The organism is Halopseudomonas sp. L-58 (genome assembly GCF_056859475.1).
Genome location: NZ_JBSXON010000087.1, coordinates 1 through 11,423, shown reverse-complemented (window position 1 = coordinate 11,423; position 11,423 = coordinate 1). Strand labels below are relative to the sequence as shown.

The 11,423-nt window shown below is 59.4% G+C and carries 8 protein-coding genes; 3 read left to right on the top strand and 5 right to left on the bottom strand.

Going from position 1 to position 11,423, the window contains the following annotated elements; genetic code table 11:
• Positions 1-39: 39 nt before the first annotated feature.
• Entirely contained in the window at positions 40-1,380 is a 1,341-nt protein-coding gene (aptA, locus tag AC13EY_RS18320) for an omega-aminotransferase AptA (protein WP_338212731.1), read from the bottom strand.
• 128 nt (positions 1,381-1,508) lie between these two features.
• Here aptA and AC13EY_RS18315 point away from each other — a divergent pair, with 128 nt between their 5' ends.
• The 3 genes from AC13EY_RS18315 (at position 1,509) to AC13EY_RS18305 (ending at position 4,531) form a co-directional block, all read left to right on the top strand.
• A complete protein-coding gene (locus AC13EY_RS18315; protein WP_482877272.1) occupies positions 1,509-2,438 on the top strand; it encodes a LysR family transcriptional regulator in 930 nt (309 codons plus the stop codon).
• A gap of 93 nt (positions 2,439-2,531) precedes the next feature.
• Positions 2,532-3,350, top strand: a complete 819-nt coding sequence (locus AC13EY_RS18310; RefSeq protein WP_482877274.1) for an alpha/beta hydrolase — start codon at positions 2,532-2,534, stop codon at positions 3,348-3,350.
• A complete protein-coding gene (locus tag AC13EY_RS18305; RefSeq protein ID WP_338212733.1) occupies positions 3,347-4,531 on the top strand; it encodes a multidrug effflux MFS transporter in 1,185 nt (394 codons plus the stop codon). The genes AC13EY_RS18310 and AC13EY_RS18305 overlap by 4 nt, the downstream gene beginning before the upstream one ends.
• A gap of 84 nt (positions 4,532-4,615) precedes the next feature.
• Here the strand turns inward: AC13EY_RS18305 and AC13EY_RS18300 are convergent, their stop codons facing one another.
• The 4 genes from AC13EY_RS18300 to AC13EY_RS18285 all read right to left on the bottom strand — a co-directional run bounded on the left by AC13EY_RS18300 (position 4,616) and on the right by AC13EY_RS18285 (position 10,808).
• A complete protein-coding gene (locus AC13EY_RS18300) occupies positions 4,616-5,680 on the bottom strand; it encodes a 3-deoxy-7-phosphoheptulonate synthase (protein ID WP_338212734.1) in 1,065 nt (354 codons plus the stop codon).
• A gap of 442 nt (positions 5,681-6,122) precedes the next feature.
• On the bottom strand, positions 6,123-7,445 hold the full coding sequence (locus AC13EY_RS18295; RefSeq protein ID WP_088273717.1) for a DEAD/DEAH box helicase: 1,323 nt from the start codon (positions 7,443-7,445) through the stop codon (positions 6,123-6,125).
• Between the two features lie 148 nt (positions 7,446-7,593).
• Positions 7,594-8,958, bottom strand: coding sequence for a DUF1329 domain-containing protein (locus AC13EY_RS18290; RefSeq protein WP_338212856.1), 1,365 nt, complete (start codon positions 8,956-8,958; stop codon positions 7,594-7,596).
• A 35-nt stretch (positions 8,959-8,993) separates the two neighbouring features.
• Positions 8,994-10,808 (bottom strand): DUF1302 domain-containing protein, encoded by a 1,815-nt coding sequence (locus AC13EY_RS18285; protein ID WP_338212735.1) that lies wholly within the window; start codon positions 10,806-10,808, stop codon positions 8,994-8,996.
• Positions 10,809-11,423: the final 615 nt, after the last annotated feature.

Sequence of the window (11,423 nt, the reverse complement as noted above, 5' to 3'; positions counted from 1 at the left end):
GAAACATGGCGTTGCCCGCTGTGCAGGCAGCCGAAAAAGTCAGTCAAGCGTGCTTAGCACGCTGCCCACGGCATCAAACAGGCGGTCCAGATCCTCAGGCCGCGCATTGAAAGTCGGTCCAAACTGCAGGGTATCGCCACCAAAGCGAACATAAAAGCCTGCCTTCCAGAGCGCCATACCGGCTTCAAAGGGGCGAATGATCGGATCAGGGCCGCGCGGTGCCAGCTGAATGGCTCCCGCCAGTCCGCAATTACGGATATCCAGTACGTGGTTCGCGCCCTGCAGGCCGTGCAATGTGCGCTCGAAGTGTGGTGCCAGCTCGGCAGCCTGTTGCACCAGCGCGTCGTCTTCAAGCAGTTTCAGGGTGGCCAGACCGGCAGCGCAGGCCACCGGATGCGCCGAATAGGTGTAGCCGTGACCGAACTCGACCGCGTGCTCCGGGGCATTCTGTTGCATGAAGGTGTTGTAGATCTCGCTGGTTGCAACCACCGCCCCCATTGGAATGGCGCCGTTGGTGATCTGCTTGGCCAGGTTCATGATGTCCGGGGTGACGCCAAAGTACTCGGCGCCGGTCCAGCAGCCCAGGCGACCAAAACCGGTGATGACCTCGTCAAAAATCAGCAGAATGTCATGCTGGTCGCAAATTTCGCGCAGACGCTGCAGGTAGCCCTTGGGCGGTACGATGGCACCCGCCGAGCCTGACATCGGCTCGACGATGACCGCCGCGATATTGGAGGCGTCATGCAGCTCGATCAGCTTGAGCATCTCGTTGGCCAGCTCGACACCGCCGGTCTCGGCCATTCCGCGGGTAAACGCCATCCCCGGCTGCAGGGTATGCGGCAGATGATCGGCCTCCATCAACTGGCCGAACATTTTGCGATTACCACCAATGCCGCCCAGACTGGTACCGGCGATGTTCACGCCATGGTAGCCACGGGCGCGACCAATCATCCGCGCCTTGTTCGGCTGGCCCTTCAAGCGCCAGTAGGCACGCGCCATTTTTACCGCCGTATCGGCACACTCGGACCCGGAGTTGGTAAAGAACACATGATTCAAGTCACCCGGCAGTTTGGCAGCGATCTGTTCAGCGAGCTGGAACGACATCGGGTGGCCAAACTGGAAACCCGGTGAGTAATCCATCGTCCCCAACTGTTGGGCGACCGCCTGCTGGATCTCGCTGCGCGAGTGTCCGGCACCGCAGGTCCAGAGGCCAGACAGGCTGTCGTAGACCTGCCGTCCGTCGGCATCGGTCAGCCAGCTGCCTTTCGCAGCAACGATCAGGCGCGGGTCACGATGGAAGTTGCGGTTGGCCGAAAACGGCATCCAGTGCGCATCCAGCTTGAGCTGGCCGGCGAGCTGTTGGGTGCTTTGGTCTTGCATGCTGGTGCCTCACGAAAAGTCGGCAAAGGGCGCGTCTACGCCGGTGTTTTCAATGGCTATACGGTGCCACAGCAAAAGGTATGATAAAACATGACTTTTCATACCTTCAGTTTGGGAATAACTAAACAATGAAATCCCGCCGCCCTGCCCCCCTTGCCCAGCTTTCGGATATTGATTTGCGCCTGCTGCGGGTGTTTCGTACGGTCGTCGAATGCGGAGGCTTTTCGGTCGCCGAAAGCGTGCTGGGTATCGGCCGCTCGGCGATCAGCCAGCAGATGAGCGACCTGGAGCAACGTCTGGGCCTGCGCCTGTGCCAGCGCGGGCGCGCGGGCTTTGCCATGACCGAGGACGGCCGCGAGGTCTATCAGGCTGCACTGCAATTGTTCTCGGCGGTGGAAAACTTCCGTACGGAGGTCAATGGTCTGCACCAGCACCTGCGCGGCGAATTGAACATCGGCCTGACCGACAACCTTGTCACCATGCCGCACATGCGGGTCACAGATGCGCTGGCACGTTTGAAAACCCGAGGGCCGGACGTGCGCATACAGATCAGCATGTCCGCTCCGGGCCAGGTCGAACAGGGCGTACTGGATGGTCGCCTGCACGTTGGTGTGATTCCGCAGGTCGGCGCGCTGTCAGGGCTTGAGTACCAGCCGCTGTACAGCGAGCGCGCCGAACTCTATTGCGCTGCCGGCCACCCCCTGTTTGCGCTGGAGGACAGCAAGCTGACGCTGGAAGAACTGCGCCGCCACGATGCCATCTCCCCCAGCTTTCGCGTTCCGGCCGAGGTTCAGCAACAGTTTCAGGCCCTGCGCTGTACCGCCACAGCCTCCGACCGCGAGGGCATTGCCTTCCTGCTGCTGACCGGGCATTACATCGGCTACCTGCCGGACCACTATGCGGCCCAATGGGTTGCCAGCGGGCGCATGCGCGCACTCGATCCCACTCGCTATCACTACGACCTGGTGCTCTCTGCAGTCACTCGCAAGGGCAGACGCTCCCATCTGGTACTGGAAAGCTTCCTCGAGGCGCTGGCAGGCACTCCTATCTCCAGCTGACCATTTCCGAGACGGCGAAAAAGCTTGACTCCTTTAAGATGATGATCGACATTTAATTTAAATTAAAGTCGTCATTTAAAAAGGAGTTCCGCCATGAACAGCTCTCATGCCAGCACCGCACCATCATCTGCGATCGATAGCGCCTGTCGCGCATTCAGCGTGCCGCAGCGCATTCAGGCAAGCAGCCTGGAGCGCGCGCTTCTCTCCCAGGCTCAGCACGGCACCTTCCCCTACGCTGATGGCGACATCTCCGTCTGGAACATGGGTCTCGGCCCGCGCGTGCTGCTGGTACACGGCTGGGACAGCCGCGGCTCACACCTGGCGGCCTTTGTCGACCCGCTGCTGCGCGCTGGCTTTGCAGTCACCCTCTTCGACCTGCCAGCGCATGGTGATTCCGGTGGAAGTCTCAGCAGCCCGGTGCACGCCGGACGCGCTCTGGCCGCGCTGGCAGAGCACCTTGGCCCAATCCACGGCGTGATTGCTCATTCGCTGGGCTCGGCAGCCAGCCTGTGGGCCTTTTCCCACGGGCTGAGGGTCAACGCCAGCGTGCACCTGTGCGGCCCTTCCTCGCTCAGCCCCATGTTGCAGTTGCAGGCGTTGGGGCATGGACTTACAGCCGAAGAACAGCGCGAATTCAGCACGTGGGTGGAGCAGCATATCGGCATCCCGCCGGCGGAGATGGACCTGCCGTCGCTCAAGCACGGGCTGCGGCACCCGGCGCTGATCATGCATGACCCGACCGACCGTGTGGTGCCCTTCATCGCCTCGGCTGACCTGCACCGCCACTGGACCGACTCCGAACTGGTCGAGCTGGAAGGTCTGGGGCACCGCAGAATCCTGACCGACCCGCAGGTGATTGCACGCAGCTGCGCGCTACTGAGCAGCACCCACAAAGCCGGAGACCAGGCATGAGCACCTCGACCCGCACGCTGGCACTGCTATCCGGGCTGGCGGCTGTCGGCACACTGTCGACCACCATCATTCTGCCCTCCTTCCCGGCGATGGCCGCATCGCTGAATGCCGCCCCGGCCGACATGGCGCTGACGTTGAGCAGCTTCTTTCTGGTGTTTGCTGTCGGACAACTGCTGGTAGGGCCGCTTTCCGACCGCTACGGTCGTCGGCCGCTGATTCTCGGTGGTCTGACGCTGTTTGTGCTTGGCAGCCTGCTCGGCGCTGGCGCAACCGACCTGAGCACCATGGTGGCCGCCAGGGTGATTCAGGCAGCCGGTGTGTGCGCTGCATCGGTACTGGCGCGAGCGGTGGCACGCGACCTGTATGACGGCCCGCTGCTGGCAAAGGCCTTGGCTTTCATTATGGTTGCCATGGCCGCCGCACCGGGCTTCTCGCCCTTGATAGGTAGCGTGATAGACAGTCAGTTTGGCTGGCGCACCAGCTTTGTACTGGTCGCCGCAGCGGGTTCGGCGCTGATCCTGAGCTACAGCCTGTTGCTGAATGAAACCCATGCGCCTTCAGCACGCTTGAAGATGACTGTAGCCGCTACAGCAAAGGCCTATATGCAGTTGCTTGGCGACCGCCGATTCGCTCTGCCGGCGCTGGCGGTCAGTCTGGTAATCGGCGGGCTTTATGCGTTCTTTGCATCTGCACCAACGATCATGATACGCGGGATGGGCTACAGCAGCCTGCAGCTCGGTTTGTTCTTTGCAGCGACGGTATTGGTGGTTTTCAGCGCGGGAATACTGGCTCCGCGACTGGCCCAGCGATGGGGCGCCATTCCAGTGGTGATTATTGGCAGTCTGCTTGCGCTGTCAGGTGGCGTGTCGCAGGTACTGATGCATGAAGGCCAGGATTTGCTGCAATTTTGCCTGGCAATCTGTCTGTTTCTGGCCGGTATGGGCGTGATCAACCCGCTGGGCACCGCAGTAACCCTGCAGCCCTTCGCCGAGCAGGCGGGGCTGGCATCATCGTTATTGGGCTTTCTGCAGATGACTGTCGCCGCCATCGGCACCGGCCTGATCAGTGCCATTGCCCTGCCACCGTCACTGACGTTGGGCCTGCTGCTGAGCGCAGCCGCGCTGTGCTCGCTGGGTGGATTCTTGCTGTATTCCGCACACAGCGAGCCACAAATGGCATGAGGCACCCGGGCAAACGCCACCGTCGATTCCTGGTGACGCTTGCTCGGCCGGCCCCGGTTCAACCTGCGTTAGCTGGCGGCCGGCTCAGCGAAGTCGATCGGCAGCAGCAAGCAAAGCCTGCTCGGTAGCCTCCCAACCCAGACAACCATCGGTGATGGATACGCCGTAACGCAGCTCACCGGACAGTGCCTGACAACCGTCAAACAGATGGCTTTCCAGCATCACGCCACGCAGGCTGAGGTCGCCCGCAGCGCGCTGGGCAACCACATCAGCCAGTACCTCTGGCTGACGCAGCGGGTCCTTGCCGCTGTTGGCGTGACTGCAATCGACCACCAGCGAGGCCGGCATGCCCAGGCGCTCGAGCTCTGCTCGCACCCTCGCTACGGCTTCGGCCTGGTAATTCGGGCCGCCATGACCGCCACGCAGCACAATATGCGTATCCGCATTGCCGGTCGTTTCAACCAGCGCCGGCCGGCCATGCATGTCCATGCCGAAATGCTGATGCGGATGCCGGGCGGATCGCATGGCATCACAGGCAACCGCCACACTGCCGTCGGTCCCGTTCTTGAAGCCAACCGGCAGGTGTAACCCGCTGACCATCTCCCGGTGAATCTGCGACTCGCTGGTACGCGCACCAACGCAACCCCAGCTGAGCAGGTCATCAAGGTAGCTGGCGGCCAGCGGTTGCAGCAGCTCGGTTGCAATCGGCAGCCCCAGCTCGCTGATTGCCAGCATGGTGCGTCTGGAAAGCGCCAGACCGGCCGCCATGTCACCGCTGCCGTCGAGTTGCGGATCGTAGAGCATGCCCTTCCAGCCAACCGTGGTACGCGGTTTTTCGACGTAGGCACGCATGACCAGCAGCAGGCGATCAGCAACACGACGCTGCAACTGGGCCAGTCGCTCGGCGTATTCAAGCGCGGCGTCGGGGTCATGCAGGGAACACGGGCCGGTAATCACCAGCAGACGGTCATCCTTGCCATCAAGGATGTCACGAACAGCCTGGCGATGAGCGTCAATGGCCTCGGCCTGAGCGTCGCTCAGTGGCAGGCGTTCGCGCAGCTGAGCCGGTGTCGGCAGGGTCTGGGTACGGCGGGCGGCACTCTTGGTGGTCGGAGCAGCGCTGGCAAGTGCAGTTACAGTGGCAGTCATCTTTTGCTTCCTTAGCCGGGGCGGTCTTGCCGCCGCGGCGCTATCTTGGTGTTCGATCGAGTGGATGTCGTGAAGTCAGGGCGCCGAAGCAAAATCGCCAGCTGCAGCAAGAGCGCGGGTTGTAAGAGCGTTGTGCGTACATGGTCATTCCTCGAATCTGCAAAGCCAAATAAAAAACCCCGGTCGGGTAGCCGACCGGGGTTTCTTGATTCTCTGGTGGCGACCCGTCAATTCAGGGCGCCTGTGGGGTATCAGGCGCGCCTTTGGCTAAACCAATACCCAAAATAAAAGTAACCAACCGCCACGCGCGCAGCAGCGACAGCACGCAGGGCGCTGGCGACAACAATCTGGGCGGAACGGTGTGTCATGGCTTGATTACCTTTAAACAATAGCCCGACTCTAACGGATGAGTTGCGCAGGGCGCAACCCCTTCTGCCTTCAATCATCGACGTTTTGGTGGTGCCAGACCGTCAGACGACGTCACTACCTGCCCTGTCGGCGGGCGTGACGGACGCTTGCCCGCCCTCGGCTTCTTCGACTTTGGCGCCGCCTTCTTGCCATCCTTTTTACCGTCTTTCTTTTTCTTGCTGCCAACCGGCTTGCCCGAAGACTTGACCTTTTTAGGCCCCTTGAAACTGCCGGGCACTTCAGCCAGCAGACGACGCTCGAACTGGCGGCGCAGGTAGCGCTCGATGCTCGACATCAGGTTCCACTCGTGCGGGCTGACCAGCGAAATAGCCAGACCTTCGGCACCCGCACGGCCGGTGCGGCCAACCCGGTGCAGGTAGTCGTCGCCACTGCGCGGCATGTCAAAGTTGATGACCCGATCCAGCTCAACGATATCCAGACCACGGGCAGCAACGTCAGTCGCCACCAGAATACCGTTGGCGCTTTGCTTGAAGCGCTCCACCGCCAGATAGCGATCTTTCTGATCCTTCTCGCCGTGCAGCACGTAGACGCGCAGATCCAGAGCCCGCAGCACTCCGTTCAGGCGATCCGCCATGACCCGGGTATTGGTGAAGACGATGGTCTTGCCGTCGCCCTGATTCTGCAACAGCCACTTGAGCATGGCTTCCTTGTGGGCGTTGTCGTCCGCAGGAATAACTTGCTGAGTGATACTCGGCGTGTCATCGCGTACGGAGTTCAGCTCAAGAATCTGCGGCTCGGAAAGAACCGAGTCGATCATGCGCTGCAGACCGCGATTACCCTTGGTGGCGGAAAACAGCATGGTCTGGCGCTCGCCCGGGCAGGCGTCAGCCAACTTGCCCACATCCTCGGCAAAGCCCATATCCAGCATGCGGTCCGCTTCATCCAGCACCAGAGTCTGCACACTGCCCAGATCCAGATTGCCCGCTGTCAGTTGCTCGAGCGCGCGCCCCGGAGTGGCCACCACAATGTCCGGATTCTTGCGCAGACGCGCCGCCTGAACGCGGAAGTCTTCGCCGCCGGTAACCTGCTCAGCCTTGATAAAGGTGAACCTGGCCAGCGCAGCAAAATCCTTCGAGACCTGACGGGCCAGTTCGCGCGTGGGCACCAGGATCAGAGCGCGGGGCGCGAGCGGCTTGCTTTCGTCTGCCAGCAGGCGTTGCAGCATGGGCAGCACGAACGCGGCCGTCTTGCCGCTGCCGGTCTGGGCGATGACATAAAGGTCCTTGCCTTCAATGGCAGGCGGAATAGCTGCAGCCTGAACCTCGGTAGGTTGCTGAAAGGAAAGCTCGGCAAGCGCCTTGAGCAGACGCTCGTGCAGATCAAATTGGCTGAACAATGAAGTCACTCTGAAGTTCGGGAATTAACAGAGCCGAAGTTTAGCAGAGTGAAGGACGAAGCTCCCTGTCGGGAGCGAACCAGAGACAAAAAAAGGGGATATCCGAAGATATCCCCTCAAACCCAAACGTTTACAGCAGCATCAGAACTTAACGGATACCCGAAGCACGCAGGGCAGCCGGTGTGAACTGATTGTAGGTCGGCACATAGGTCAGGTCTGGAGCGGAGACCTCTTCCGTGTACATACCCAGTGCGATGTAACGACCTGCCAGCAGGTCATACAGCGTTTCCAGCGAGTAACCCGGGATCTGGTAGTCGTAGTTGAAGGACAGGTGACCTTCACCTACACGCCACAGAGTACCGCGACCATCGTAGTGATCGGCCAGGGTGATCATCCAGGAGTCTTCGTCAACGAAGAAGTTACGCTGAGCGTAAATGTGACGCTGACCTGCCTTGACGTTGCCCTGAACTTCCCATACGCGGTGCAGCTCGAAACGGGTGTATTCCGGGTTGACGTGACCAGCTTGCAGAACGTCAGCGTACTGGGTGCCACGCTCGGTCAGCTTGCCGCTGTTGTACGGAATGTAGATTTCCTTCTTGCCGACCAGGGTCCAGTCATAACGGTCAGGTGCACCGTTATACATGGCGAAGTTGTCAGAAGTACGCATACCGTCAGACGCGGTACCCGGGCCGTCGTAGGCAACCTGCGGAGCACGACGTACACGGCGCTGACCGGCGTTGTATACCCACGCCATACGCGGCTCTTTCAACTGATCCAGGCTATCGTGAACCAGCAGTACGTTACCTGCCAGACGGGCCGGCGCATTCACACGCTGCTTGAAGAACAGCAGGGTGTTCGGCATGGTCGACTCATCGACGTCAGGCATCAGCTGCGGGTAACCCACTTCCTCTTCCAGCTTGATCAGCGTGAAGGATCCGTTGGTTTGCGGCATGGCCTGCATGTACCAGCGATGAGCGTTTACGCGATAGCGGGTGTTGTGGTTCCAGACAACCTCGGCACCGGACTTCGGAATCGGGAACGCAAAGGTTCCGTGGCTGAAGTTGGAGATGCCGTCACCGCCGTTGACCAGTTTGGCCTGACCGGCAGTTGCCTTGACCTGATCGTAGACAGACTGCGGATAGCCGACAGTACGCTTGCTCTGGTAGACCGGCATACGGAAGGTTTCAGGATAACGCTCGAACATGGCGACCTGACCCGGGGTCAGATTGTCCTTGTACTGCTGGTAGTTCTGAGCGGTGATCACGAACTCCGGCTGCTCACCAGCGAAGGGGTTCTCGTAGAAGTGATCTGCCAGTTCCTTACCGGCATCACGCGGCAGACCACCGGTCCATTCCGGAATGGTGCCCGCAGCATTACCGGCCTTCTCTGCACCGATCGGTGTCAGGGAAGTACCCAGCTGATCGATTTCAGCCTGGGTCAGGGTTTGCGCCATTACAGAGGATGCCATCAGGCTCAGGGCCAGACCGCCGACACCCATCAGAGTTTGTTGCATACGCATATTGTTATTTCTCCTTATGGCCTGTCTGATCAGAAGCTTACGCTGAAGCTGACGGCCGCAAAGTCACGGTCAACGGCGGTGTTGTACTTACCGTCGAAGAAGTCGGTGTAGCTGATGCTGGCGTTGTACTTGTTCGCGTAATCGGCGTTCAGACCAATACTGATTGCCTTGGCATCTTCGGTGAAGTTCGGGCCGTAACCCTCAACGTCATGCGACCAAGTCAGGTTCGGGCTGAGGTTCACCCCAGCGAAAACGTTGGAGTAATCCAGCGAGGCGCGGACACGATAGCCCCAGGACCAGTCGGTGTAGAAGCCGTCGTTCTCACACCAGCTTGCAGCATTCGGTGAGCGGCCAGCAGGAGGAGTACCCTGATTAGAGGAACATTGACCTGCCGGCAGCACACCAAGACCGCCATCACCCTCGACAAACGGGCTCTGACCGAACAATGAGTCGCGACCGAACTTCAGATCACCAATACCGGCAACGTAATTGACACCGGCCTCGCCAACCAGAGACAGGCGGCTCGCCCCGAGTACTCGCTCAATGAACTTGATGGCAGTCACTTGCGCCTGATAAACCTCCATGCGCTCGTAACCCTGGATATCGTCACCAAAGCCCACGGTCAAACCACGGTGGGTGTTGTCTTGACCAGTTCCAGCGTTGACCAAGGCAGTACGACTCATATCACCGGTGTTCAACTGAAGCGGCATGTTGGGGCGGTAGCTGATTTCACCGCCCAGCGAGGTGCCGGCAACAGAGGTCTGAAAGCTCACACCGTACAGACGAATATCTTCAGGATATTCGAAGTAATAGCCAGCGCCACCCAGCGTCCCACCCAGACCCGGCAACAGATCGCCAGCATTGGATGTCACTGCAAACAGACCTGCGGTGTTGGAGTAAATGGGAGTGCGGCTATGGTAGTTCATCGCGTAAAAGCCAAACTCGGAGTCGTTCAGCTCAGGAACAAACCAACGGAAAGCGACACCAAACTGGCCTTCGTCCTTCGCCTCACGGTCTTTCTCGGTACGTGAAATCACGGTTCCCGGGGGCTGCTCACCCTGCGGGAAGTCAGCACCTGCATAGACTAGACGGTCATTACAGCCGGTAGCCAGAGTATCCGAACCGAAGAAAGTACCGCAGTTATCGATTGCGAACGGATGCCACTTCAGTTGGTAGAAAGCTTCGACGCTCAGGTTTTCAGTCAGGCCCTGAGAGATGTAAAGCATCTCGACCGGCAACAGACCTTCCTTGATCTCGGCGCCCGGGCGACGGAAAGCGGCCACGTCAATCGGGTTGATGGAGTTGATGGAGTTACCGATAAAGGTTGACTCGCCCCAGCTGACTACCTGGCGACCCAGACGAATATTGCCCGGATTGTTGCCGATGAAATAGTTGTGGTAGACGAAGGCGTCCAGCAAAGCCACGCCTGCACCCTTGACCAGCGGCGGGCGACCGGAGTCGTCAATATCGTAGAAGTTCTGGTGGCCGTCTTTTGTCGCAAAATCGTACCAGTACTTACCGCGAATAAATGCACCAGAGTCGCCATAGCGAAGCTCAAGGTCGTGAACGCCACGGAAGATTTTGGAAAATACGTCTCCGGAGCTGTAGTTCAGTCGACCATCGTCAGAGGTCCGAGCAGCAGCCTCTCCCCCATTGGACAGCGAAATAAAACGCTTGTCCGCATTCTGAGTAGATACGCTCATACCTACAGATACTTGCGAATCCAGCTGCGCTTCCACGTCACCGATATTGAAGTTAACTGCCCCAGCCGATCCAGAGAAACTGGCCAGACCGATTGCCAGCGGCAATGCGGCAAGCGACCAAGCATGCATTTTTTTTGTCATTGTGCTGCTCCGTTAGATTTGAATCATGGGTTCAAGACGACGCGAGCCGTCTAGCACCGGAACCAAGTCTGTCACGAGATCGGAACGCGATTTGGCCGATTCGGACGAGTTTTTTGGCCGCTAGGGACATTCACATGCTGAATACCCTTGATCCAAAGCCCGCAATTATCCGTTGCATAATTTTGCACAATAGGACTTTGTGTTTTATTGTTAACGCCAGTTGCAGTCGATCAAAATAATAAAATTCAGGCGACAAAGCCCATGACTCCACAGAACCATGCTCTTTCCTCGGAGCGCGTGCACGAACGCTGCTTCTGGGCACAGGGGATTGCCCAGGGGCTCGAACTGTACGGCAAAACAGTCCGCGACCTGCCCGCTGACCTGCGCCAGCATTGCAAGCCTTCAGACCTCAGCCAGATGCACATCAGCCAGAGCGATATGAACCGTCTCTGGAACGCTGCGGCCAAACTGTCCCGAGGGTGTGCAGAATTCTGTGTAACCGGGGATGGGGTTACTACTGTGGCAGCCTGCCTTCGTAGCTGATCGTAAAGCGTGTCAGTGCCGCTTTCCAGTCACGGATCGGCATCGTCCATTTCTTGCTGATGTTGCGTAGCG